This is a genomic window from Rheinheimera sp. (assembly GCF_030690345.1).
GTDB lineage: Bacteria > Pseudomonadota > Gammaproteobacteria > Enterobacterales > Alteromonadaceae > Alishewanella.
The window spans coordinates 134,644-160,557 of record NZ_JAUYGV010000009.1 but is presented as its reverse complement, the minus strand read 5'-3'; the positions used below and the strand labels follow the sequence as shown (position 1 = coordinate 160,557).

At 52.2% G+C, this 25,914-nt stretch carries 19 protein-coding genes; 9 read left to right on the top strand and 10 right to left on the bottom strand.

Annotated features, from left to right (window positions below; all coding sequences use genetic code 11):
• The first annotated feature begins 11 nt into the window (after nucleotides 1-11).
• The 5 genes from Q8O77_RS19075 to Q8O77_RS19055 all read left to right on the top strand — a co-directional run bounded on the left by Q8O77_RS19075 (nucleotide 12) and on the right by Q8O77_RS19055 (nucleotide 5,855).
• Complete coding sequence (locus tag Q8O77_RS19075; protein WP_019677462.1) at nucleotides 12-356, top strand: hypothetical protein; 345 nt, start codon at nucleotides 12-14, stop codon at nucleotides 354-356.
• Between the two features lie 46 nt (nucleotides 357-402).
• Nucleotides 403-1,179, top strand: a complete 777-nt coding sequence (locus Q8O77_RS19070; RefSeq protein WP_019677461.1) for a hypothetical protein — start codon at nucleotides 403-405, stop codon at nucleotides 1,177-1,179.
• 79 nt (nucleotides 1,180-1,258) lie between these two features.
• Nucleotides 1,259-2,989 carry an ATP-dependent endonuclease gene (locus Q8O77_RS19065; RefSeq protein ID WP_305557030.1) on the top strand — a complete coding sequence of 577 codons (1,731 nt, stop codon included), beginning with the start codon at nucleotides 1,259-1,261 and terminating at the stop codon, nucleotides 2,987-2,989.
• The gene (locus Q8O77_RS19060) at nucleotides 2,976-4,394 is read left to right on the top strand and encodes a UvrD-helicase domain-containing protein (RefSeq protein WP_019677459.1); all 1,419 of its coding nucleotides are present in this window, start codon (nucleotides 2,976-2,978) and stop codon (nucleotides 4,392-4,394) included. The genes Q8O77_RS19065 and Q8O77_RS19060 overlap by 14 nt, the downstream gene beginning before the upstream one ends.
• Before the next feature lie 474 nt (nucleotides 4,395-4,868).
• Nucleotides 4,869-5,855, top strand: coding sequence for an LLM class flavin-dependent oxidoreductase (locus Q8O77_RS19055; RefSeq protein ID WP_305557029.1), 987 nt, complete (start codon nucleotides 4,869-4,871; stop codon nucleotides 5,853-5,855).
• Here Q8O77_RS19055 and tal read toward each other — a convergent pair.
• The 4 genes from tal to Q8O77_RS19035 all read right to left on the bottom strand — a co-directional run bounded on the left by tal (nucleotide 5,842) and on the right by Q8O77_RS19035 (nucleotide 12,722).
• Nucleotides 5,842-6,780: a transaldolase gene (gene tal, locus Q8O77_RS19050; protein ID WP_305557028.1), complete on the bottom strand. Its 939-nt coding sequence runs from the start codon at nucleotides 6,778-6,780 to the stop codon at nucleotides 5,842-5,844. The genes Q8O77_RS19055 and tal overlap by 14 nt on opposite strands.
• A gap of 36 nt (nucleotides 6,781-6,816) precedes the next feature.
• Nucleotides 6,817-9,663 (bottom strand): glycosyl hydrolase 115 family protein, encoded by a 2,847-nt coding sequence (locus Q8O77_RS19045; RefSeq protein ID WP_305557026.1) that lies wholly within the window; start codon nucleotides 9,661-9,663, stop codon nucleotides 6,817-6,819.
• Nucleotides 9,660-11,369: a glycoside hydrolase family 43 protein gene (locus tag Q8O77_RS19040; protein ID WP_305557025.1), complete on the bottom strand. Its 1,710-nt coding sequence runs from the start codon at nucleotides 11,367-11,369 to the stop codon at nucleotides 9,660-9,662. The genes Q8O77_RS19045 and Q8O77_RS19040 overlap by 4 nt, the downstream gene beginning before the upstream one ends.
• Before the next feature lie 156 nt (nucleotides 11,370-11,525).
• A complete protein-coding gene (locus Q8O77_RS19035; RefSeq protein ID WP_305557024.1) occupies nucleotides 11,526-12,722 on the bottom strand; it encodes a DNA-binding transcriptional regulator in 1,197 nt (398 codons plus the stop codon).
• A 197-nt stretch (nucleotides 12,723-12,919) separates the two neighbouring features.
• On the opposite strand from Q8O77_RS19035, the gene xylB reads away from it, so the two are divergent.
• Together xylB and xylA are read left to right on the top strand one after the other, a co-directional pair.
• On the top strand, nucleotides 12,920-14,401 hold the full coding sequence (gene xylB / locus Q8O77_RS19030; protein ID WP_305557023.1) for a xylulokinase: 1,482 nt from the start codon (nucleotides 12,920-12,922) through the stop codon (nucleotides 14,399-14,401).
• 117 nt (nucleotides 14,402-14,518) lie between these two features.
• Nucleotides 14,519-15,838 carry a xylose isomerase gene (xylA, locus tag Q8O77_RS19025; protein ID WP_305557022.1) on the top strand — a complete coding sequence of 440 codons (1,320 nt, stop codon included), beginning with the start codon at nucleotides 14,519-14,521 and terminating at the stop codon, nucleotides 15,836-15,838.
• A 91-nt stretch (nucleotides 15,839-15,929) separates the two neighbouring features.
• Here the strand turns inward: xylA and Q8O77_RS19020 are convergent, their stop codons facing one another.
• The 6 genes from Q8O77_RS19020 to Q8O77_RS18995 all read right to left on the bottom strand — a co-directional run bounded on the left by Q8O77_RS19020 (nucleotide 15,930) and on the right by Q8O77_RS18995 (nucleotide 22,868).
• Nucleotides 15,930-17,153, bottom strand: coding sequence for an FG-GAP repeat protein (locus tag Q8O77_RS19020; protein ID WP_305557021.1), 1,224 nt, complete (start codon nucleotides 17,151-17,153; stop codon nucleotides 15,930-15,932).
• 348 nt (nucleotides 17,154-17,501) lie between these two features.
• Nucleotides 17,502-18,008, bottom strand: a complete 507-nt coding sequence (locus Q8O77_RS19015) for a cytochrome b/b6 domain-containing protein (RefSeq protein WP_305557020.1) — start codon at nucleotides 18,006-18,008, stop codon at nucleotides 17,502-17,504.
• 191 nt (nucleotides 18,009-18,199) lie between these two features.
• Complete coding sequence (locus tag Q8O77_RS19010; protein WP_305557019.1) at nucleotides 18,200-19,048, bottom strand: alpha/beta hydrolase; 849 nt, start codon at nucleotides 19,046-19,048, stop codon at nucleotides 18,200-18,202.
• A 182-nt stretch (nucleotides 19,049-19,230) separates the two neighbouring features.
• Nucleotides 19,231-20,352: a glycoside hydrolase family 43 protein gene (locus Q8O77_RS19005; protein ID WP_305557018.1), complete on the bottom strand. Its 1,122-nt coding sequence runs from the start codon at nucleotides 20,350-20,352 to the stop codon at nucleotides 19,231-19,233.
• A gap of 20 nt (nucleotides 20,353-20,372) precedes the next feature.
• On the bottom strand, nucleotides 20,373-21,302 hold the full coding sequence (locus tag Q8O77_RS19000) for an aldose epimerase family protein (protein WP_305557017.1): 930 nt from the start codon (nucleotides 21,300-21,302) through the stop codon (nucleotides 20,373-20,375).
• Between the two features lie 120 nt (nucleotides 21,303-21,422).
• Nucleotides 21,423-22,868 (bottom strand): sugar porter family MFS transporter, encoded by a 1,446-nt coding sequence (locus Q8O77_RS18995; RefSeq protein ID WP_305557016.1) that lies wholly within the window; start codon nucleotides 22,866-22,868, stop codon nucleotides 21,423-21,425.
• A gap of 170 nt (nucleotides 22,869-23,038) precedes the next feature.
• Here Q8O77_RS18995 and Q8O77_RS18990 point away from each other — a divergent pair, with 170 nt between their 5' ends.
• Complete coding sequence (locus Q8O77_RS18990; RefSeq protein WP_305557015.1) at nucleotides 23,039-24,388, top strand: glycosyl hydrolase family 8; 1,350 nt, start codon at nucleotides 23,039-23,041, stop codon at nucleotides 24,386-24,388.
• 28 nt (nucleotides 24,389-24,416) lie between these two features.
• Nucleotides 24,417-25,913 (top strand): MFS transporter, encoded by a 1,497-nt coding sequence (locus Q8O77_RS18985; protein ID WP_305557013.1) that lies wholly within the window; start codon nucleotides 24,417-24,419, stop codon nucleotides 25,911-25,913.
• Nucleotide 25,914: the final 1 nt, after the last annotated feature.

Below are 25,914 nucleotides of genomic sequence, written 5' to 3'. Positions count from 1 at the left end.
AGGTGTCGAAAATGTCTGAACTAGAATATCTAATTGAGCAGGAGCAAGCTCATGCAGCACTACACGCAAACCATTGTTCTGATTTAATTAAAAAAGAGGGGCTCGCTTCTGCTTTACTGTACTGTCAGCTGCAAGGTATCGATCCGCCTCAATGCTCTCTGAAAGCTGAATCAAGTAATGCCAGGATGTTGAGGGAAAAAGCAGCAAGAATGCTAAGTGATATTAGGTGGTGGGAAAGACGATTAGGCACTAAAGCCGGGCGCGATTTTGAATATCAACAAATATTAAATGGAAAAGTAACTAACATTATTTCAGATGAATCGTTGGAATACGATTTAACTAAAAAGCGTCGTTAATTTTCGGCGCACCTGCGCCCATAAACATAATCAGGTGTACTGTGATATGACTAATCGAACTTTGTTTGAAATGTGGGGACCATTTCGGCAATCCATAATACGCAGTCACAAATTTTATGTTGAACAAGCCCACAGACGATTGCTCTCTCAGTTCGATAATATTAATAAGGATGCTGATCAAGCTGCTGAGGATTGGTTAGAAGCTCAGTCGTGTAATTTTGACCCTGAAAGACACGATCCTGCGGATTTCTACGAGCGTGCCAATGATGTTGGAATTGAATTTTACCAATTACTTGTCGACATGCATGAGAGAACTCGTCTCAGCGTAGTCGCTGGCATTTATCATGAGTGGGACAAGCAATTTCGTAAGTGGGTTTATGACGAAATTAGCCATTGGTATCGAGGTGAAATTGTTTTGGCAAAAATATGGACTGTCGACGTTGGGAAGCTATTTGAACTATTTTCTGCTCTCGGGTGGGAGATCCGTGACAAAAGTTACTTCCAGAAACTAAATACTTGTCGCTTAGTGGTGAATGTTTTTAAACACGGTGATGGAACATCTCTTGCCGAGCTTCAGCAGCACTATCCTGAATATTTGCACAACCCCTTTGACAGCTTTGGTGGACAACTCTCTGATGTAACACATCTTGATCACACAAATTTAAGAGTTAGTGATGAACATATTGATGAATTCTCTGAAGCAATGATTGAGTTTTGGTTAGATTTGCCAGAGCGAATTGTGAATTCGCCCTCAGCCTCACTACCAAAGTGGTTTGAGAGTGCAATCTTAATCGATCAAAAGAATGAAAATAACAACAAATAAATCTCAACAGTACATGAAGCAGTACTTGTTTGCGTGATTATTGAAGTTGCAACTGTCTAGAGCGTGTCGAGGGGTAATTATGGCAAGAATAAGAAAAATTGAGATCGCTAACTTCAGAGGTATTAAACAGCTTGTTTGGTTTCCATCACCAGGAATTAATTGCCTTATCGGAACAGGTGATAGCGGCAAATCCACAGTGCTCGATGCTATAGACCTATGTTTAGGGGCTCGCCGCAACATCCAAATATCAGATGCTGACTTTTTCGGTTTGGATATTACCAGCCCAATCAGCATAACTCTGACTCTGGGAGGGTTGGAAGATAACCTGATGTCACTAGAGAGTTACGGTTTATTTTTACATGGGTATAACTTAGCTACCGGGAATATTGAAGCGGAACCGTCGGTTGATTCAGAAGTTGTCATTTGCCTAAATCTCACTATTGGCAGTGACCTGGAACCGTCATGGAGTTTACTTTCAGAGCGCGCTGCCAAACAAGAAATTGTAAAGTCCCTTACCTGGAAGGATCGTGTGGCGCTAGCTCCGACCCGGATCGGTGCACTTGCGGATTATAATCTGGCGTGGCAACGCGGTTCGGTTTTGAATCGAATTTCGGAAGAGCGAGCGGATGCATCTTTAGCTCTGGTGAAAGCGGCTCGGGATGCCCGTAGTACTTTTGGAGACCAAGCAGAGAAACAATTGGCTGAAGCTCTAGGGGTGGTTTTCACAACGGCTCAGGAGCTGGGGGTTGGCATTGGTGCCAAAGCAAGAGCTCTGCTCGATTCTCATTCAGTGTCATTTAGCGGAGGAACTATTTCTCTTCACAGCGAAAGCGGAGTTCCGCTTCGCAGTCTGGGTATCGGGTCCACACGATTACTTGTTGCCGGTTTGCAGCGTAAAGCAGCTAATCGTGCGTCGATAGTGCTATCTGACGAGCTGGAGTATGGACTGGAGCCGCATCGCATCAATCGTTTCCTCAGTTCTCTCGGGGCAAAAGAAGATGCGCCACTTCAAGCATTTCTGACAACCCACTCTCCCGTTGCACTTAGAGAACTTTCGGGTAAACAGCTCTTTGTGCTTCGTCGTGGTCCTAACGGACATGAAATACGAACAGTAGGAGTTGATAACGATACTCAAAGTACAATTAGACTTTTTCCTGAAGCATTTTTGGCATCTTCAGTGATCATCTGTGAGGGCGCCAGTGAAATTGGCCTCTTACGTGGACTGGATTTGAATCGGCTGGAGCAAGGTGCGGTTTCTATGGCAGCGCAAAGCGTTGCATTGATAGATAGCGGGGGTGGTGAGGCCGATCGTCCCTATGCTCGTGCGGCCGTTTTTCAGTCTCTAGGATACAGAGTTATGGTTTTCCGTGATGATGACGTTAAACCTACACATGCTATAGAACAAGCCTTCCTACAAAAAGGAGGGACTGTTGTTAAGTATCGAGAAGGTCGTGCATTGGAAGACGAATTGTTTGGAAGCCTCTCTCCAGAAGCGTGCCAGCAACTTATCGTTTACGCTGACGAGCTTCATGGCGATGTAATTCACGAGCATTTGCGCACGGCGTCCAATAACTCAATTACAGTACAATCAGTCTGGGATGAGGTTCAGAGTTCAAAAGCGCTTTCCGCAGCATCTAGAGGTTATTTAGGAAAGGCGGCTCGAATCCGAAGGGCTGGCTGGTTTAAGTCAATTTCTTGGATGGAACATGTCGCGCGGACGATTGTTGCGAAGGACCTCAACAAGTGTGACCCAAATTTTTCATGGATGGTGAATCAAGTCTTCACATGGGCGGCCAATGGAAAGCAGTGAAGTAAACTTACTTACCGTTACACGTGGAGCGATTGCCGCCCCCGCTGGATGTGGCAAAACTCAGTTGATTGCTAAAGCTTTGGCAAATCACCGCGGCAATAAACCTATTCTAGTTCTCACCCACACAAATGCAGGTGTGGCAGCTCTACGTGGGCGGCTTGAGCGTGCGAGAGTGCCTACCGGCGCCTATAGACTCTACACGATTGACGGTTGGGCAATGCGGTTGATTGCCAATTTCCCAGCTCGCAGTGCTCATGACCCAGATATTCTCAGACTCTCCATACCTGCTCGCGATTACCCGTCAATTAGAGATGCAGCATGGGCACTACTACAGACTGGCCATGTGAATGGAGTTGTAAAAGCTTCTTATGCACAGCTCATTGTCGATGAGTATCAAGATTGCTCGGTGCCTCAGCATAATATTGTCTACTTTCTTTCTCTTATTCTGCCAACCTGCGTACTGGGCGACCCAATGCAGGCAATTTTCGGTTTTCGTGGCAATACATTGGTGGATTGGAATTTACAAGTTTGTGCGCATTTCCCTGTCGTTACTGAACTTACCACACCTTGGCGCTGGCGAAATGCCGGCGCTGAATCGTTTGGGCAATGGCTTCTGGAGTGTCGACGACGCTTGATGGCAAGTGAGTCAATTGATTTACTAACTGGGCCTCCTGAACATGTCACGTGGATTAAGACTACATCATCGGACGAGCACTCTCTTCGGTTGGCTGCTGCCCGAACGGCATCGCCAATTGCTGACGGGCGTGTGCTTATTATTGCTGATAGTCGTAACCGTGCAATTCAGCAGAACTTTGCCAGCCAAACGCCTGGTGCTTCTACAGTTGAAGCTGTCGACCTTCAAGATATGATTTCGTTCGGAAACAGTTTTGATGCCTTATCACCAAATGCTTTAGGGCAGTTACTGATGTTCGCTCAAAGCGTTATGACTAATGTCGGTGTCTCGGAATTAACTCGGCGTTTAGACTCATTGAGTCGTGGAACCGCGAAGAACCCACCCTCTATCGTGGAGAGTAATGCTTTGTCATTCCAGCGCATTCCATCGGTTAAGGCTGCAATTTTATTACTCTCGTCGTTACTCGAAACGGCTGGTGTTCGGGTTCATCGCCCAGCCATTCTTTACGGTGTACTCAAAGCTTTGCGAATTGCCGAGGCTGGCAACATACCACTTGCTGAAGCTGTATTACGAGTGAGGGAAGACAATCGTTTACTAGGCCGGCCGTTACCAAATCGCGCAGTTGGCAGCACATTACTACTCAAGGGATTGGAGGCTGAAGTTGCGGTGGTATTGCATACTGATGGGATGAGTGCACAGCATTTATATGTAGCGATGACGCGTGGTTCGATGAAACTCATTGTGTGTAGCGCCACTCATTTGCTGGGTTAGGCAGTCAGGAGATAATTTCAAAGGGTTCACGAGATGAAAAGAAATTCATTTCTTTGCCCAACTCACGCAATTGCATTAGTATATTTAACTGAATCCAAAGGATAAATTTAGGCGTACTGTTAAAGTGTAAAGTTTTCAGCTGCTTTTAATCAGTATCTTGACACTTTTTCTGCTGGAGTGATGTTAATGCGATTTTTGTCTAATGACAGGCGGTATGATTGTATGGTGCTCAATTTAATTAGATTTCACAGCCAAGCATGTCACACACACACTGAATCTTTACACAGAAGTTCCGGCACTTCCGTTCTAATCAAAGCTCCGCTTAAAGAAGCTAAAAATAAAGCTCTGTTGTTACAGGGCTTTTTTATTGCCACTTAGGTCACCCTTGAAACCGCTGCCGCTAACCCCCACTACCGCTGTAGTTGTATACCACTTGGTATGTAATTGCCTTATTCACAGCATAGCGGAGAGTTGATGATCCCTTTATCCATTTTAGACTTAGCCCCGGTGTCGGCCGGCAGCACGGTGGCCGACAGCTTTGCCGCCAGCAAAGCTCTGGCACAACATGCCGAACAGTTAGGGTATCACCGCTACTGGCTGGCCGAGCATCACAATATGCCGGGCATTGCCAGCGCTGCTACGTCGTTATTAATCAGCCATTTAGCTGCTGCCACCTCGCGTATCCGCTTAGGTGCCGGTGGCATTATGCTGCCGAACCACTCGCCGCTGGTTATTGCAGAGCAATTCGGCACTTTGGCAACCTTGTACCCCAACCGCATCGACTTAGGCTTGGGCCGCGCGCCTGGCAGTGATCAGGCCACAGCACGGGCGTTGCGCCGGCATAAAGTGGAAACTGAAGCACAATTTCCGGCCGATATCGCCGAGTTGCAGCAATATTTTGCTGCCGCCAGGCCGAATCAGTTAGTGCAGGCCGTGCCGGGGCAAGGCCTTAATGTGCCGTTATGGATCTTAGGCTCCAGCCTGTATGGCGCCCAATTAGCCGCACAGCTGGGGCTGCCCTATGCATTTGCGTCGCATTTTGCTCCGGGCATGATGCAGCAGGCAGCAGAACTGTACCGGCGTGAGTTTAAACCGTCGGCGCAACTGGATAAACCCTACCTGATGCTGGCACTGAATGTGTTTGCCGCAGACACTGCAACTGAAGCCAAACGGCTGTTTAGCTCGTTGCAACAGCAGTTTGTTAACCTCGCGCGCGGTACCCCCGGCTTACTGCCGGCGCCGGTGGACAGCATGGACACTATCTGGCAGCCGCATGAAAGAGCCTATGTGCAAAGTGCGCTGGCCTGCTCTGTAGTCGGCGATGCCACCGCGGTGCAGCAAGGCATCAAGGATTTTATCGCCAAACATAACCCGGACGAGCTGATGCTAACCGGCATGATGCACGATCCGATAGCACGGCAACACAGTTACCGGATAGCCGCAGAGCTTATTCGCAGTTAAGGCTGCTAAGCAATTGCGCTAATTTGCGCTGATCGACGGCGAATTTACGAATACCTTCGGCCAGTTTGTCACTGGCCATGGCGTCTTCATTCAGTTGCCAGAAGAATTCCGCTGCGCTTAGCGGTTTTGCGGCTGCTGTAGCATGCTGCAACGGCATTTGCAGCGCTGCCACTAACGGGGCATCGGTGGCGGCTAATTCTTGCAGCAGGTTAGGTGCTATGGTGAGCAGATCGCAACCGGCCAACCGGCGGATCTGCTCAACGTTACGAAAGCTGGCACCCATGATCACAGTGTTGATGCCATGCTGTTTATAGTACTGATAAATGCGCTGTACCGATTGCACCCCGGGATCATTGGCGCCGGAAAAGTCCTGCTCCGGCTGGTGCTGTTTATACCAGTCGAGAATACGGCCGACAAAGGGCGAGATCAGCGTTACGCCGGCGTCGGCGCAGGCTTTGGCCTGGGTAAGGCTGAACAGCAGTGTCAGGTTGCAGTGAATACCTTGTTTTTCTAACTGCGCCGCGGCCTGTATGCCTTGCCAGGTGGCGGCCAGTTTAATCAGCACCCGCTGCGGCGCTATGCCGGCGGCCTGATAACGCTCGATAATCCGCAGTGCACTGTCGACGCTGGCGCTGGTATCAAAAGACAGATGGGCATCTATTTCGGTGGACACCCGGCCCGGGATATAACGCAGAATGTCGACGCCAAAATTTACCGTAACCTGCTCGCAGGCCGCGCTGATATCGTCGCGGTGCTGCTGCAGCGCAGCATTAAGCAAGGGACGGTATTGCGCTTGCATACCGGCTTGTAAAATCAGCGACGGGTTAGTGGTGGCATCTGTCGGTTGCAGGCGGCGGATGGCGTCGATATCGCCGCTGTCGGCTACCACTGTTGTCAGCTGGCGTAGTTGTTCAAGTTGGTTCATTGCCGGTTCCTGTTGCTAAAGTGCGTTGTGGCTGGTTTAGGGTAAGCGCGGGCTTTGTGGCGGGCCCAGATAGCTGGGCTGTAAGCCGCCGGTATCAATCAGCAGCTTTTGTAACACCAGGGCCGGGTCGCGCAGATACAGCCTTAACTTGTGCTGGCCCGGGCTGTCTACCCTTAGTGTGCTGCGTACTACCCGCACACCGTCCAGCACTTCTTGTTGCCAGAGTTGTTGGTTGTGGCCGTCCAGGCTGTCCAGCCATTGCGGTGCGGCATCATTCATTGCCACACCAAAACGCAGGCCGCGGCCCGGTACCAGATCCAGCGTGGGGGCAACAATGCTGTGCAGGGTAAAATTGCCGCTGCTGTGAAAATACAGCGGATACTCCAGATAAGGTGCCTGCGTTACATCGCTGAGCTGATAATCCAGCTTAGTCATCGCTACCATGGCCGCGCCGGTACGGCCAAGGCCCGGAACTTTCTGCCACCAGGCGGCGCTGTTATTGCCAACAACCTTTGCACTGGCCGCGTCCAGCGCAATATAACCATCGGCTTCAACAAAGCCGCCTTGTGGTGTCGTTGGCGGTTTTACTGCTGTTACCTGCACCCTGGCGCCGCCCCAACCGGTGCCCTGAATATGCACTTCGGCCTGGTTTAGCCCGGTTTGGGCTTTGCTCCAATCAATGGATACGGCAATGTTTTGCTCAACAGTAATTTGGCCGCTACTGTGGCTTAGTTGTATCCAGTCGGCCGAAGCCTTGGCGCTGAAGTCAAAAGGCTCTGTGCCTTTGTTAAATACCTCTATAACCCGCTGTGGCTGGCCGTGCGGATAGAAGCTGTCCAGCATGAGTTGCCGGCCGGCGTACTCACTGATCGGCCACGACAGCGCCGAGCCTTCGGCGGCTACGCCCATATCGGCCACCGGCAGCGGTGTTGCTACCGAGACCACCGGCATTAAGTTGGCCGGTGGGTTACGCCAATAGGTAAAACCGATATGCGGTTGCGACATCATATGGTTCCAGCGGCCATCGCCGAGGCTGTGATACAGCTGTGTCAGGCGGGCATCTTCGGCAAACCAGAACTGTACCTGCTCTGCCCAATAATTGCTGCTGGCACGGCCCTGGTCGCCATGCAGCTGGTTCATCGCCACAGCGCGGTTCAGCTCAAACACCGCCCGGCTGGCTTTGAGCGGGTGTGCCACCAGCTGAATATAGGCATCCTGCAGCGCAGGGGCTAATTGCTGCTGTACGCGGTCAGATTTTTCCACCAGTTGCGCCAACTCTGCGCTGATGCGCTGTGCTTCGCCATAATGAAAAATACTGTAGGTGTCAGGCTCTACCGCTTCCGGTTTACGCCGGCCGTTATGCAGCGTGTAGCCTTGCAACAGTTGTGCAATAGCAGCCGCATGCTGTGGCCCAAACTGCTGTGTGGCCCAGTCGATAGCAAATTGCTGCAGGTTATCGACATTAAAGGCGGCGGGGTTCCACGCCATGCGCAGGAAAAAATCGATGGGAAACTCCATCGGTTTTAAATCGCCGACATTGGCTATCCAGATGCGGTCGGCTTGATACTGCCACGCCAGTTGCATTTGCTGCCAAATCTTCGCCAGCGGTACGGTATTAATCCAGCGGTAAGAGCGTGGCTCACCCACATAATCAAAGTGGTAGTACACCCCGGCGCCACCGGCGCGGTTACGCTCTTCGGCAGTAGGCAGGCGGCGGATATTACCAAAGTTATCGTCGGCCCATAGCAGGGTAACGTCGTCCGGCACCCGCATGCCGCGCTCGTAAAAGCCCTGCACTTCTTTATACAGCGCCCACACCTGGGGCACGGTTTCAATTGGCCTGTCGTTGAAGGTTTCGCGCAGAATTTGCCGTTGATCGGCGACAATTTGCTGCAACAGTTCAATATTGTCGCCTTCGCTCATCGGTTCATCTTCCTGGCCGCGCATGCCCAGGGTAAAAATGCTTTCCAGGTTTTTATGCCGCTGTGCGCCTTGTTGCCAGAACTTATAGATATTGTCGCGGTTGGTAGAATACTCCCAGGGCCCTTCGCCGTAGCGGTTCCACTCTTTGTCGGCGCGCAGCATCGGCTCATGATGGCTGTTGCTCATTACTATGCCCATTTCATCGGCCAGTACGGCATTTTGCCAGTCATCATCGGCAAAGGCGTTATTCCACATCGCCGGCCAGAGAAAATTGGCTTTTAAGCGTTGCAGCAGTTCAAACACCTGCAAATAGAATTGGCTGTTATAGCCGCCGTATTTTTCTGTTACCCAGTTGGTCAGTGCCGGGTGTTCGTCGTTAAGAAAAATACCGCGGTACTTTACTTTGGGCGCATCGCTTACCAGGGTGCCGGCTTTAATGTGCAACTGCGCACGTTTGGCCGGTGGCACATCGGCCCACCAGTACCAGGGCGACACACCGATAGTTTCGGCCAGGTCGTATACACCATAAATAGCGCCGCGTTTATCACTGCCGGCGATGACCAGGGCTTGCTGTACGCCGGGCAGTGGCTGTTGCAGCAGCTGGATCTGATAGGCATCCCACTTACCCTTAATGGTGCTGATATCCAGCTTACCGCTGGCTACCAGTTTATCCAGCAGCGGGTTATTACCCAAGCTGCCGATAATCAGCATCTGCTCTGCGTCTGCGCTGTGGCTGGTGCGCAGTTGCTTGCCGCTCACGGCTTTTATATCAGCCAGCAGGCTGCTTACTGCCCGCTGCACACCTTTATGCTCTGTTGCACTTAGCTGAATTACCGCCCGGCTGTTGCTGCCCACCAGCGCAAAGTCATCTTTACCCGGCGTTGCCGCCAGATAATTGCCGGCCAGGGCAACGGCGCTGTGGTTTAGCAATAGCGCCGTTAGCAGTGCAAACACTCTCATTGGTCGGCTCCGGTTTCCAACCGGCTATGCAGCCCCAGCATAGTACCGACAAAACCGGTAGCCACTTGCGTACTTAGCAGCATAGCGTCTTGCGGCGCGGTTAATGGTTGCCAGTCGTTGTTACCTTGCGCATAGTAAAAGGCGATTTCGCCGGCATCGCCACTGATTTTTAAGCGGATATCGGTCGCGGTGCCGGCCAGCTGCTGCACGGCGATTTGCTGCGCCTTAGCGCCGTTGGCCTGCTCTAAAAACAACTCTGTGCCGGCGGCCTTGTTGCGCACGCCAAAATAGTAGTGATATTGCTCATTCTGAAATGCCACTATACCGGCAGAGAGCTGACCCTGCGGCAGCGTCAGACTGGTGCTGGCATCAAAATGCATATGCTGCTGGCGCCGGCTGATAAATGCCGGTTGCGGCAGGGTGTCCAGGCCTTCGGTTTTGGCTTGCAAGCTAAGCTGTTGGCCGTTCAGGCTAAGCCAGCTTTGGTCAAATCTGCGCAGGCTGTTCCAGTGTAAATTCAACCTTGTGCTGTCAAACTCATCGCGCCAGCTAACGTTGCCGGTTAACGGCTCTGCTACCGGCGCGGCTTGCAGGGCCGGTGCCGCCGGGCGGTACGGAATGCTCTGGCCGGCCGGCAAAATATGCGGCCAGCCATCCTGCCAGCTTACCGGCAATAAAAAGGTTTCGCGGCCGGTATTGTAGTAGCGCTGCTGATAAGCGCGGCTGGCCAGAAACACCGCCCACCAGCTGCCGTCGGGCAGTTGCACAAAATCGGCGTGGCCGGCGGTGGTGATGGGATCCGGCCGGTCAGGTGCCAGGTCGCGCTGGGTTAAAATCGGGTTGCCGCTGTAGGGCACAAAAGGCTCGCTCAGGCTGCGGCTACGGAAAATTACCGCCGAATGCTGATCAGCGGTACCGCCCTCAGCGCAGAGCAAATAGTACCAGCCGTCATGTTTATATAAATGCGGCGCTTCAATCCAAATCGGCTTGGTGCTTAAGTCCACCCCGCCATTGACCAACAGCCGCTGTGAATCCGGCACGATTTTCTGGCTGTGCGGATCGTACTGCCACAACCAGATGGCCTTATGACCCTCGTACAGTGATTCGACGGGGTCGCCATTATGGGCAATATACACCTTGCCATCGTCATCAAAGAAAATATCCGGGTCGATACCTTCCACTTCAGGCAGCCAGATTGGGTCGGACCAGGGGCCGGCCGGGTCGCTGGCGGTAAGGATAAAATTGCCGCCGCGGTCTACTACAGTCGTGATCAGATAATAAGTGCCGTCATGGTAGCGCAGCGTGGGCGCGAAAATGCCGCGTGATACCTGCAGGCCGGCCATATCCAGTTGCGAGGGCCGGGTGAGGGCATAGCTGAGCAACTGCCAGTGCACCAGATCGCGGCTGTGTAATATCGGTAAACCCGGCGTATAGGTAAAAGACGACGCCACCATGTAATAGTCATCGCCGTTACGGGTAATGCTGGGGTCGGGGAAAAAACCGGCAGCCACCGGGTTTTGGTAGCTGTCCGGCGGTAATGGCGCGTTAAACAGCGGATCACGGCCCTGATAGTCAAACCAGTCAAATTGCGCTGCGGCAACCGGTACCACCGGCTTAGCGGGTTGTGCGTTGTTGGCTGGCTGACACGCGTTGAGGCAAAGCATCAGCCCCAGTGGCAATAACAGCGCCGGATAGTTGTTTGTCATCTGATGTCACTCCTGTGGTCAGCGCCCGGCAAAGCAGTAACGGCGGCCCGGCAGCGAAAAGGTAGTGACATTAAAAGGAAAAAGGCCATATTCATCAATGGCCTTGTTGTTATGAAAATACATCTGCAGTGTGCGTTTTTTACGCAATCCCGCAGTTCAGTCGTTCACTGCCATGCGGTTTACGCTTTCACTGCGGGCGCAGCGGTATTCTTTCGGCGTTTGGCCAAAATGACGCTGAAACACGGCATACATATATTGCAGTGACGGATAACCACATATTTTGGCAATCTCTGTCGGGTTGGCCTGAGTTTCTTTCAGCATCTTGCAGGCTTTAGTCAGCTTCTGGTTATGCAGCTCGGTATGAATAGAATGGCCGCGTTCAGAGCGAAAACGCTGCTCCAGATTCGAGCGCGAGATGCCGACAAAATCGGTCACCTGTTCTACCTTGGCGCCGCGGGTAGCGTTGCGGCGGATATAGTTCATTGCCTGAATTACATAAGGGTCACGCAGCGCTTTAAAGTCGGTAGACTGGCGCGAGGCCACGCCAACCGGTGGCACCAGCAGGCGCTTTTGGCCAACGTCGATATTGTTCAGTTGAGTATGCAGCAGCTTGGCCGCCTTGTAGCCCATTTCAAAGCAGCCCTGGGTTACCGAACTTAAGCTGATACGGCTGAGAAAACGGGCAATATCGTCGTCATCTATGCCGATAATGGCGATATTGTCCGGCACCACGATGCCGATATGCTCACAGGCTTGCAGCAAGTGGCGCGCGCGGGAGTCGGTTACGGCAATAATGCCGATAGGTTTGGGCAGGCTTTGGATCCAATCGGTCAGCCGGTTCATCGCATATTGCCAGGTTTCCGGCCGCGTGCAGTGGCCCTGATAAATCTGGCAATCGTAACCGTCCTGCGCTGTCAGTTTACGTACCGCGTTTTCCCGCTCCTGTGCCCAGCGGTGTTGCTCATCGGTTGGCACACTGTAAAAGGCAAAGCGGTCGAGGCCTTTACGTTTTAAATGCTCGTACGCTGCCTGTACCAGGGCGTAGTTATCTGTAGCGACATAGGGTACTGCCGGGTAATCGGCCGGGTTAGTGTAGGAGCCGCCCACCCCAACCAACGGTTTGTCAGAGCCGGCCCGCGCGCGCTGGATATTCATATCATCGAAGTCGGCAATAATGCCATCGCCGCCCCATTCGTGGATATGTTCTAACCGGCAGAGGAAGTCTTCTTCCAGATACAGGTCCCAATCCACTTTGGATGATTGCAAATAATGGCCTATACCTTCTATTACCTGGCGGTCATACACCTTATTTGCGTTAAACAATAACGTAATGCTGTGTTTAGCCTTGAACATATCCCCGTCCTTTATGTTTTATCTTTTATCTTTTTTTTTATTTTTTTGATCAAGCGGGTTTAATCTTAGACCGGCCTGCATTTAAGGCAAACCGGAAAACATAATTCGGCACGGAATTATGAATTTTCGTAATTGCTGACTGCGGCCCGCTCACCAAAGATTAAGCCATTCAGGCTCACAGCAAACACAGGCAAAATATGTATATCGGCATAGATTTAGGCACCTCCGGCATTAAGGTGATAGTGCTGGGCGACGACGGCAAGGTAAAAGACAGCGCCGGGGCAGAGCTACAGCTTAGCCGGCCTTATCCGCTGTGGTCGGAACAAGATCCGCAGCAGTGGTGGCTTGGCCTGCAGGCCTGCATGGCGCAGTTAAGCCAGCGCGGCGCGTTACAGGCGGTAAAAGCCATTGGCCTGACCGGGCAAATGCACGGTGCGACCTTACTGGATGGCCACAACCAAATTATCCGCCCGGCAATACTGTGGAACGACGGCCGCGCTTTTGCCCAGTGTCAGCAACTTGAGCAACAAGTGCCGCAGCTGCAACAGCTTACCGGTAATCTGGCGATGCCGGGTTTTACCGCACCGAAACTGCTGTGGCTGCGCCAGCATGAACCGGAGCAGTTCAGCCGTGTTGCCAAAGTGCTGTTGCCAAAAGACTATCTGCGCTTTTGTTTAAGCGGAGATTTTGCTTCTGATATGTCTGACGCCGCCGGTACTTTATGGCTGGATATGGCCAAGCGCGACTGGAGCGACGAGCTGCTGCAAGCCTGTGGTTTGAACCGTAGCCAGATGCCGCAGCTGTATGAAGGCAACCAGATCACCGGCCGGCTGTTGCCGGAACTGGCGCAGCGCTGGGGCATGGACGAAGTGCCGCTGGTGGCCGGTGGCGGCGATAATGCAGCCGGCGCTATCGGTGCCGGTATTGTCAGTCCGGGCCAGGCCATGCTGTCGTTAGGCACCTCCGGGGTGTATTTTGCCGTCAGCAATGGTTTTGTTGCCAATCCGCAATCGGCGGTACACAGCTTTTGCCATGCGTTGCCGCAGCGTTGGCATCTGATGGCGGTTACGCTCAGCGCCGCTGCCTGTTTGCAATGGTATGCCGATAACGTCGCCGGCGTACCGGTGGCAACCCTGCTGGACGAGCTGGACTCAGCCGGCACTGATGCTGCAGGTTATCCTGCCTTTACCGACATCGCGCAACTGCCGTTGTTTTTACCGTATTTATCCGGTGAACGCACGCCGCACAACAACCCGGATGCCAAAGGCGTCTGGTTTGGTTTAAGCCACGCTACCGATCGCAAAGCCCTTACGTACTCGGTGCTGGAAGGCGTCAGCTTTGCGCTGGCGCAGGGTGCAGCGGCACTGCATGCCTGTGGCGGGGTGCCGGGCGAGATTAACCTGATTGGCGGCGGGGCCCGCAGCCGGTATTGGCGCCAACTGTTGGCCGATGTACTGAACCTGGCGCTAACCTTTCGTGAAGGCGGCGAAGTGGGGCCGGCGCTGGGCGCGGCACGGCTGGCGCAATTGGCGCTGCAACCACTGCGCAGCCTGGCCGATATCTGCCCGCCACCACCAGTGGTAAGCCGGCATCTGCCGGACAGTCAGCGGCATGCTGCGTTGGCAGCACGCTACAGTAAGTTTATTGCTTTGTACCAGGCGCTGGAGACGCATTTCTGAGCACAGCCGTGGTTAGTGACGAAAAGCACAAGCTGGCTTTGAAAAAACATAATTGTGCTAACTGCCGGCAGTGCCCAACATTACAGCGGTAGCTTAGGTATGAAACAGGAGAGCAGTGTGGCTCAGTACTTTGATCAAATTGACAAAATTGCCTACGAAGGTGCAGACAGCACTAACCCGCTGGCGTTTAAACATTACAACGCCGGCGAAAAGGTGTTGGGCAAAACTATGGCCGAGCATCTGCGCATGGCGGCCTGTTACTGGCATAACTTCTGCTGGAACGGCCAGGATGTGTTCGGCCAGCCTACGTTCGGCCGGCCCTGGCTGGCGGCCGGTGATGCCATGCAGCAGGCAAAGCACAAGGCCGATGTCGCCTTTGAGTTTTTCAGCAAGTTAACTATTCCGTATTACTGCTTCCATGATATCGATGTCGCGCCTGAGGGCAGCAACATTAAAGAGTATGTCAATAACTTTGCTGCCATGGTCGATGTGCTGGAGCAAAAGCAGGCGCAAACCGGCGTTAAGCTGCTGTGGGGCACGGCTAATTTATTCAGTAACCCGCGTTATGCCGCCGGCGCCGCGTCTAACCCGGATCCGCAGGTGTTCAGCTATGGTGCCACCCAGGTGTTTCATGCGATGAACGCCACCAAGCGGCTTGGCGGGGAAAACTATGTGCTGTGGGGCGGCCGTGAAGGCTACGAAACCCTGCTCAATACCGACTTACGCCAGGAGCGTGCACAGCTCGGCCGCTTTATGCAAATGGTGGTGGAGCATAAGCACAAGATCGGCTTTAACGGCACCTTGCTAATTGAGCCCAAGCCGCAAGAGCCCACCAAGCACCAGTACGATTACGACTCAGCCACTGTGTATGGCTTCCTGAAGCAATACGGCCTGGAAAAAGAATTCCGCGTCAATATTGAAGCCAACCACGCTACCTTGTCCGGCCATTCGTTTCATCATGAAATCGCCACGGCTATTTCGCTGGGCATTTTCGGCAGCATCGACGCCAACCGCGGTGATGCGCAAAACGGCTGGGACACCGACCAGTTCCCCAACAGCGTGGAAGAGCTAAGCCTGGTAATATACGAAATTCTCAAAGCCGGTGGTTTTTCTACCGGTGGGTTTAATTTCGATACCAAACTAAGGCGCCAAAGCTTAGATCGTTACGATTTGTTCCACGGCCACATCGGCGGTATGGACCATCTGGCCATGGCGTTAAAACGGGCGGCAAAGCTGGTAGAAAAAGACTTCCTCGGTGCAGCCGTAGCACAACGTTATGCCGGCTGGAGTGACAAGCTGGGTAAGGCAATTCAGGGCGGCGAACATTCATTACAAACCCTGGCCGAGCTGGTGCAGCGCGAGCAGTTCGATCCGCAACCGGTAAGCGGCCGCCAGGAACTGCTGGAAAACCAGGTTAACCTGGTGCTGTTTCGCTAAAGGTTTTTAACTCCCGTAGTCCTGTGTGTTGCCCGGCTTGCCGGGCTTTTTTCTGTGCATCCCTGGTAACCCTGAATTCAGAAGGCAATTTTTAATCCTTCAAATCCAGAACATAGGCTGCGCCTGATGCATTACCGTTATCGTTACGATGGGGGACAGCAATTATCGCGCTCTTGTCTGAAAGGGCGACATTCCAACCGAATCTGTCTTCTGGCACACCATCACCGGCTACTATTTTGCTTGTATAACGCCATTGGCCTGTTTGCTTTTTAAACACATAAACAGCGCCGGCATTATCACCAATAGCGTCATGGTGGATAGCACTGATTAAGGCTGTCTCTTTGCTTAGCGCCACGCCATTAGCGAATCTGTCACCAGCTTTACCATCAGGTGCAACTAACTTTTGTGTCTGCGTCCATTTACCTTTTGTTCGCTCAAAGATATAGGCAGAACCTGCGTCTTCACCAACGCCCTCTACATCGTCTCTTCTGGCAGAGATCAGTGCTGTATCGCCAAACAATGCCACTCGCACGCCAAAGATATCTGTGTCTGCGCCATCCTGAGCCATAAGCTTTGCTTGATGCTGCCAGTGTTTTCCGTCAAATTCATAGACATATACGGCACCGGCTTTTTCTGCCCGTTCGTCATTCAGGTCAGCGCCAACTAAAATGGTATTACCGTCAATGGCGACACTGATGCCGAACAAATCACCTTCTGCGCCATCTGATGCAGTGAGTTTGCTGTGAAACTGCCATTTGTCGTTTTGCCGTATGTAGACGTAAGCTGAGCCTGAGTCTTTATCTGGTGCGTCGCTATGCGGCGCGCCTATGACAAGAAAATGCTCTGTAAGCGCGATGCTCTGACCAAAAGCGTCGCCGGCTTTGGCATCTGCAGCGGTTAAAATTTGCTGTTGCGACCATGAATTGGCCAGCCTCTCAAACGCAAACACTGCACCGGCATCTTCAGCTTTATCGTCTCTTTTTATCGCACCTAACATGGCTATGTGGTTTTTTAATGCCACATTACCGCCAAGCGTGTCACCGGCATAAGCGGGCTCGGCAACCAATTTTGCTTGCTGTTGCCAACCTGCAGCGCCAAGCGAATAAACGTAGGCTGCCCCTGAGTCCTTGATATTTTTAGCATCAGCTTCGAGCGCACCTACTAACGCTGTTGTGCCATCTATCGCGACACTATAGCCAAATTGGTCTTCGGCTTTACCATCGTCAGGTAACAACTTGTGCTGCTTTGCATAAATTTGGCAAGTTATTACCAAGGTGAAACAGCATAGGAATTTAAAGATAGAACCAAGCTTCATAAATACTTTTTTTTGTTCGATATTGGCATAAGACCACTTTATGCAACTGGTAGCAGCTTAACAAGGGATACTTGACGCAGTGAGAGACGTCAGAGATATAAATAAAGCTGGTTACGCAAAAGCCGTCGCCGAGCCTGCAATGTTATGGGTCGATAGCGATCGATAGGGCCAGTGTCATTGATAATTCTACTGTTAACATGCCGCTATTAGGAATCAATGACACTGACCCTTTTGATTCTTTTGATTCCGCTCCAGCCGCCCCACAGCTTTGCGTTAAAGTTCAAAAGCAAGCATTGACTGGAGCTAATATAAACTAGCGTGACTTAACACGAAGTGGAAATGATAGTTTCATCTTTTGGCGTACATAATGCCAAAGAAATGAATAGCTATCAGCCACCAAATTAACTGTTTAAGGAACATGTGGATGTCATGAATTCCCGGAAAAACTTGATAAAAAGCGTCTTTGTCTGGTGGTAGCTCAATCCCTAAAACGGTAAGAGGTATTTGATAATTATTAATTAGGATTAATCCCGTCGCCGCCAAAAGAAAAATGCATGCGTAAAGGCTAACGTGAGTCGCTTTGATAAAAATCGAGTGTTTTTTGGATGCAGGATTGACGCGCTCAATCTTGGTTTTGGTAAGGTATGGAAAAATGAGACGCGCAATCGTGAAAATCACCAAAATAATGCCTAAAACAGCATGAAGTTCAACAGCGTCCTGCCTGTGTTCAAGTTGCCCTTTGATATCCCAGTCCACATTATGGAGCTGCGACGATAAATTCAGCAGCATAAAAAGCAATAATAAAGCTGATATCCAATGAAGCGCTCTATCGACAATATACGACTTAGATTTCATTATTATTCCAACCGGGTACGAGTGCTAACTTTACGATAAGTGCCATGGAAACTCCGTTTAAACACTGACATGCTAAATGCGTTTAGTCAGTAAGTAAACGCATTGTGAAGTGAGTAAGTTCTGATAACTAAAATTTCGGACGTCGCTAACGTGATGCTGGATAGGGTAGTCGGACAATAACACCTGCCTGGTTATTCCGTTTTACGGTGAAGCATGCCGTGCATCTTTAACCAGCTGACGAATGCATTAAACCAACCGGTACTGGTCGTGTCTTTCGGGTACATGCCAAAGCCGTGACCGCCCTGCTCATAAAAGTGAAACTCCACCGGTTTCTTCGCCGCCTGCCAGCTCTCGATCAGGCCAAACTTACTGCTGGCAAAGAAGGGATCGTCTGCCGCAAGCGCGACAAATAAAGGCGGAGCATCGGCCGGCACCGTTACTGACGTTATCGGGCCATAAATATTGCCGATAAAGGCAGGTTTAGCCTCCTCGCCGACGAGCGCAGTGGCCATCGTTAACATGGCACCGGCCGAGAAACCCAGCATACCAATACGATCCGGGTCGATTTTCCACTCAGCGGCCTGGCGCCGAATCAATGATAACGCTGCACGGGAGTCTTCAAGCTGTATCGCAAGCTGCATTTTCATCTGCTCCGGCTCAAGTACCGGTGCACTGCGCCCGGTGTTAGAGAACATCTCGTCCATTGCGCGTTTAAATGCCTCCATTTCTGCCGGTGTCTGGTTTAAACGATACTTCAGCACAAATGCAGCAATGCCCTGGCTGGCAAGGGCCCGGGCAACATTCCAGCCTTCGTTTTCCATTGACAGGGTGCGAAAGCCCCCGCCGGGTGCCACTATTACCGCCGCGCCAGTGGCGTTTGCGGCATCAGGCAAAAAAGGCGTAAGCGTAGCCACAGTGACATTACGCACAAACCGGCTGCCATACTGCGAATGCCATGCTTCCTGCTGCCGGGCGCCGGGCAGTGGCCCGGTACCAAGGTCGACAGCATCAATCTGGCCGGGAGGCGCAATCACCGTCATGCTATCGTCCGGCTGAGCCAGCGCTTGTGTTGCAAAGAAACACACAGCGATCAATACAACTATGTTGCACAACTCAAGCCTTACACCCAAGTGGTTACAGCAAGGCTCACTGAGCCGGTTTGTAGTCATTTTCATACCAACGGTATCCTTTATCTGGCTATTCTCTGACTGACAGACGTCTATCACTTCGCTGTTCTGACAATAGGTTTAATGCTGCCATCGGCGTTAAAATACACTCTGTCTACAGCGACTGATCTTCTGTAGTTGCCGCCGCCCGGCAGGTCGGCGTTGTGGTAGGCGAGGTAGGTGTGGCCTTTAAACTCAAACAGCGCCGGGTGGATGGTGGTGGTGCCGGGTAAAGGTGGCATTATTATGCCGCGGTACTGCCAGGGGCCGGTGGCATAGCTGCTGGTGGCGTAGGCGATACTCTCCGGAAAACCGGCGGCATACAGCAAATAATAAATGCCATTGTGCTTTGATACATAAGGCGCTTCTTCAAAATTTGGCAAGCTATCTACGGTATGGATTTGCACCTTACTGACATCGCGGTTTTGCATCTTGCCGCTAGCATCAAGGGTGAAGCTCTCGCCTTTTAACTGAATTAAATTGCTGTCCAGCTCTACCCACCATAGCTGCTTGTTACCCCAGTAAAGATAAGCGCGGCCGTCATCGTCAATAAATACTGCAGGGTCAATATTGCGCCAGCTGTGATCTTTATACTGCGCGGTATCTTCGGGCAAAATCATCGGCATGCCGCGAGGGTCAACAAAGGGGCCGGCCGGGTTGTCTGACACCGCTACGCCGATGGCAAAACCAAATTCGCCGCCGGTTTGGCCGCCTTCTACTGCGGCATAAAAAAAGTACTGTGCTTTGCCTGCTGCATCTTTGCGCTGTATCACATGGTGGGCGTAGGCATTGCCGGTTTTTGCATTACCGCGCGCCCAGGCAAAATCAGAGTAGCGCAGCACTGCGCCTTTATTTTGCCAACTGAGCATATCGCTGCTGGTCCACAGGCGATAATCGTACATGCGGTAATCGTTCACCTCTAAAGCCTGTTCGTCGTGGGTGCTATACAGGTAGACAGTATCATCCACCACCATCACGGCAGGATCTGCGGTGTAAATGATGTCGCCAATCTGGTTGGTCGGGTCTGGCGTGTCGTACTTAATAATAGGGTTATCAAAGCTGGATGGCGCGGCAGTTGAGCTGGCCGTTGCGGCAATTTCTGCTGGTTCTGAGCTACAGCTAAATAATGCCGGCAATAACAGCAGCAAAAATACCAGTGAATAAATTTTTTCAGACATTAGCATGGCTTCCTGTTTACTTAGCTTTTCTCTACCTGATAACGAATATGCGCCACAAAAGGCTGCTCTGGCCCGGTTAAGCGCAGCGGAAACTGGCTGTGGTTCGGTGCGTCTGGGTAAAACTGTGGTTCCAGGCAAATGCCCTGACGCGCTGTAAAGGGCGCGGCCAGATAATCGCCGCTGTACACCTGCAGGCCGGGGTAGTCTGAACTGACTAACAACCTGAGCTGCTGATCGGGGCTGGTCAGTATCGCGGCGGTATGCTGTATATTGGCGCTAACCACCAGATTGTGATCAAGCTGCAGCGTGCCGATGGTTTTACAGTGGCGAAAATCCAGCGCGGTTTCGTCTACCGGCAGTAGCTCACCGGTAGGGATTTTATCTTTGTTGGTCGGGGTGTATAGCTCAGCGTTAAGCCACAGCTGATGCTGGTTTATCGGCTCTGCTTTGCCTGACAAATTAAAATACGGGTGCAGGGTTGGCCCGGCCAGCGTCAGCTGCGCTGACTTAGCCTCAAGCGTGACATCCAGTGAGCTGTCAGCATTAAGCTGATATAGCACGCTGAACTCTGTCGGGCCGGGGTAGCCGCTGTGGCCATCTGCTAAGGTGCAGCCTAGTTTTACGCTGGACGAGCTGTGCTGCAGGCATTGCCACTGCATCCGCTGCAGGCCGTTTGCACCGCCGTGCAGATGATGCCGGCCTTCGTTTAACTGCAGCTGATAGTGCTTTTGTGCCAGCTGCAGCCTGCCGTTACCGATGCGGTTAGCGTAAGGGCCAACCACAGCACCCAGATAGGCGTTATCTTGCAAATAGCGCTGAGCGTCAGAATAACCGAGGATTAGCTCGCGCTGAGTGTTACCCAAGCGCACTGCCCAGCTTTGCATGCGGGCACCGTGCTCAAGTATCGTCAGGCGGTCACCGCTGGGGTTGGTTAAGGTAAATTGGCGCACAGGCTTAGTTACTCTGGCAAATAACCCAGCCTAACCTTGTCAGGGCAGCGGCAGTATTGCGTTAGCTGCCGCTGCTATTACGGAATTTGCTATGAAATTTGTTATTCAGGCCGCGGCGCCTTAACCCTGCATATCTTCCAGCTCAGTGCCCTTGGTTTCATGCACCATTTTGGCGACAAAGAATATCGAACAGAATGCGCCCAGCGTATATAAACCGTAAGCTCCGGCTAAACCTATACCGCTTAGCAACAGCGGAAAGGTCATGGTAATAAGGAAGTTACTGCTCCACTGCGCCAAACCACTTACCGCCAGGCCGGAGCCACGAATTTGATTGGGGAACATCTCGCCCAGCATTACCCACATTACCGGGCCCCAGGACATATTAAAGAAGAACACATAGGCATTGGCACTGATCAGCGCCACTATACCCCAGTCGCCCAGCAGCAGGCGGCCATTGGCGTCCTGATCGGCATTGCTAAAGGCCAGCACCATCAGTGCCAGCGTAATGGCCATACCAACCGAGCCCCATTTCAGCAACGGCTTGCGGCCAATTTTGTCGATCACCAGCAAGGTGATAACACAGGCGGCAATACTCAGGCCACCGCTGATCACGTTGATTAGCAAGGCATCCGACTCGGAAAAGCCCACCGCCTGCCACAACACAGCGCCGTAATAAAACACCACATTAATACCGACTAACTGCTGAAACGTTGCCAGGCCAATACCAACCCAGACAATACGGCGTAGTTTGCCGCTGTTGTTGTCTATTAAATCGCGCAGCTGTGGTTGATGATTACCTTCCAGCGATTGCTGGATCTCGGTTAATTTACGCGTTGCTGCAATGTCGCCATATAGCCGCGTTAACACCGTTTTCGCCAGCGCCGTTTTACCTCTGAGTACCAAAAAGCGCGGGCTTTCCGGAATAAACAACAGCATCAGTAAAAACAGTACTGCCGGCAGCAGTTCCATCCAGAACATCCAGCGCCAGGCGGCAAAATCCAGCCACAGCACCGCTGTAGAGGCGCCGGCGAATTTTGCCAGCAGATAGTTGCTGATAAAGGCCATAAACAAACCGCAGATAATGGCAATTTGCTGCACTGTAGTCAGCATGCCGCGATAGCGCGCCGGTGCCACTTCAGAAATATAGGCCGGTGCCATTACCGACGCTGCCCCAACCGCCAGACCGCCGAGAATACGGTAAAACACAAATTCCACTGAGCTGTCTGCCACGCCCGAGCCCCAGGCGCTGATGACAAAGCACACCGCTGCCGCTTGTAATAAAGTTCTGCGCCCGGCGATGTCGGCCAGCCGGCCGGCAAAAAAGGCGCCCACCGCACAGCCCAGTAACATGCTGGCAACGTTAAAGCCGGTACCGGCACTTTGCGAATTAAATGCCTGTTGCAGGCCATCAACGGTGCCGTTAATTACGCCGCTGTCATAGCCGAACAAAAAGCCGCCTAAGGTTGCCACTACGGTAATAAACAAAATAAAGGCTTTATTATCTGCGGTTTCGCTCAGGCTGGCTGGCGTGCCTGCAAGGGCCGGGCTGGTGCTGGTGTGCTGCAAAATAGTTACTCCGCTCGGTAGATGTCAGCTTGCAGCATAAAGTCTAATTGCTTGCAAAGCAGTCTGCTTGTTAAAAAACATAATTCTTTCCGTACATTTCATTAAGCCACTGAGCAGCCGGGCATTGTATGGTAAGTTTCAGTCGAAATATTAACCAGACAAGGTTAACAATGATAGCAAGGTCACCGCCACCGTTATTTAGCTGGATTAAGCTGCACTGCTGGCTGGCGCTGTGGTTGCTGTTAAGTGCTTGCGCCACCGGTACCACAACTGCGGTTAACTCCGCTGCTATTGCGCCATCCGGCAGTGCGCTAAGCGGGCAATACCGCAATCTGTTTGCCGAACTGGGTTATACCGGGCCGGCGATAGACGCCAGGATTAACCGCGCCTTTAACCAGCTGTTTTACGGCGATGCGGCAACAGAGGCCGTGTACTTTCCGGCCGGCAGCAATGCCGACGGCGACAAAGCCTATATTCTCGATGTAAACAACAACGATGTGCGCTCAGAGGGTATGTCATACGGCATGATGATTGCCGTGCAACTGAATAAACAGGCCGAATTTAATGCGTTGTGGAACTGGGCGCACAGCCATATGTACCAGGCCGACCCCGGGCACCCGGCGTACGGTTATTTTGCCTGGTCGGTACGCAGCGATGGTATAGCGCTGGATGAGATGCCGGCGCCGGACGGCGAGGAATATTTTGCCACAGCGTTGTATTTTGCCGCCGTACGTTGGGGCGACGGCAGCGGCATTTATCAGTATAAAGCCCAAGCTGATCAGTTACTGACGCAGATGCGCCACCGCCGCTTGATCACCGGCAACACGCAGCGCGGCAGCCAAACCGGCACGAATTTGTTTCATCCGCACTATGCTATGGTGCGCTTTACCCCGGATTTGGCTAATGCTGAGCATACCGATGCGTCGTACCATTTACCGGCGTTTTATCAAGTCTGGGCCCGCATGGGGCCAGAGGCCGACCGTGCATTCTGGCAAAAAGCCGCCCGGGTTAGCCGTGATTATTTCAGCAAGGCCGCGCACCCTGCAACCGGCCTGACACCGGATTACGGTAATTTTGATGGCAGCCCCTGGGCCGCGCCGTGGCGGCCGGAGTCGGCCGATTTTCGCTTCGACGCCTGGCGTACGGCGATGAACTGGTCGGTAGACTGGAGTTGGTGGCGCTTTGACACCAGAGCAGTTGAGCTGAGCGACCGGCTGCAGGCGTTTTTTGCCAGCGAAGGGTTAAATAACTATGGCGGCCAATATAGCCTGGAAGGTAAAAAACTAGACCCGCAACAAACTACCGGTCCAACTGCCGGCATAGTGGCAATGAATGCGGTAGCCAGTTTAGCCGCTTCGCAGCCGCGTGCGGCTGACTTTGTCCATGCACTATGGCAGCAACCGGTACCAACCGGGCAGTATCGTTACTACGACGGCATGCTGTATCTGTTGGGACTGCTGCACGTCAGTGGCCGGTTTCAGGCCTGGTTGCCACCACAGCAAACTGATAAAACAGAATAAAAAAACAATAATTAACAGGTAGACAACGATGCAGACAGCGAGCAGTACGACAGAAAAACTCAGTGTGACAGAAAAAATCGGTTATAGCCTCGGTGACCTGGCTGCGAATCTGATTTTCCAGACATTAATGACATTTTTGGCGTTTTTCTATACCGATGTCTACCAAATTGCACCGGGTGCTGCCTCTGCTATCATCTTTTTCGGCGGCATAATCGGAGCCTGCTTTAATCCGGTGATGGGGCTGATTGCCGACCGCACCCAAAGCCGCTGGGGCAAGTTCCGGCCATGGATCTTATGGACGGCGGTGCCGTTTGGCGTAATGGCGTTACTGGCCTTTAGTACGCCGGATTTCAGCCCGCAGGGCAAAATTGCCTATGCTTTTATCACCTATGTGCTGCTGGTGTTGGTGTATTCGGCCAATAACCTGCCGTACTCGGCGCTCAGCGGCGTGCTTACCGGCAATATGGCCGAGCGTAACAGCTTATCGGCCTACCGTTTTGTTGCGGTGATGGTAGCGCAGTTTATTATTCAGGTGCTGTTGCTGCCGCTGGTGCTGATCCTCGGCGATGGCGATAAAGCTGCCGGTTTTGAAAACACCATGACGCTGTTTGCACTGGTTGGCATCGTATTTTTTCTGATCACTTTTATAACCACCAAAGAGCGGGTGCTGACCATCAGCAGTGGCGCGTCCAGCATCCGCCAGGATATCGGCGATCTGCTGCATAACAAACCGTGGTTTATTATGTTGCTGGTCACGGTGCTGGTGTTTATTACTCTGGCGCTGAAAGGCGGCATGTATATTTTCTACTTTGAACATTACCTTAGCGAAGCGCATATCGCCGGCTTTTTGCAGGATATCGGCTTTAACGGTTTTATTGCCGGGTTAAATGCGCTGCTGACCGGCATCGGCTTAAACGAATTTCTCTGGCCGAAAGATGCCGCAACCTCGGGTTTCAGCCTGTTTAATGCCGGTGGCATTATCTGCATGATTATCGGTATTGGTTTTTCCAAAACCCTGGCAGATAAGTTTGGTAAGCGTGATGTGTTCGCCGTGGCGCTGTTTATCTCTACGCTGTTTATTTTGCTGTTTTACCTGCTGCCACCCAACGCCATTGGTCTGGTGTTTTTAGCGCAAATTCTGCACGGCTTTTTCTACGGCATCACCATACCGCTGCTGTGGGCGATGATTGCCGACGTTGCCGATTATTCCGAGTGGAAAAACCAGCGCCGCGCCACCGCCATTATTTTCTCTGCGATGATTTTCGGCCTGAAGCTGGGGCTGAGCATTGGCGGCGCTTTGGTGGCCGGCATTCTGGCGCATTACGGCTATGACGCCCTGCTGGCGACACAGGCTGCCGATACCATTAACGGCATTAAATTGTCGGTTAGCCTGTACGCCGCCTTGCCATTCTTGCTCGGCGTTGGCTGCATGCTGGTGTATGAAATTAATAAACATACAGAATCGCAGATTGAACACGAGCTGAGCGTGCGCCGTGCCGGTGCCGGCCTGGTGCAGGGAGAATAAC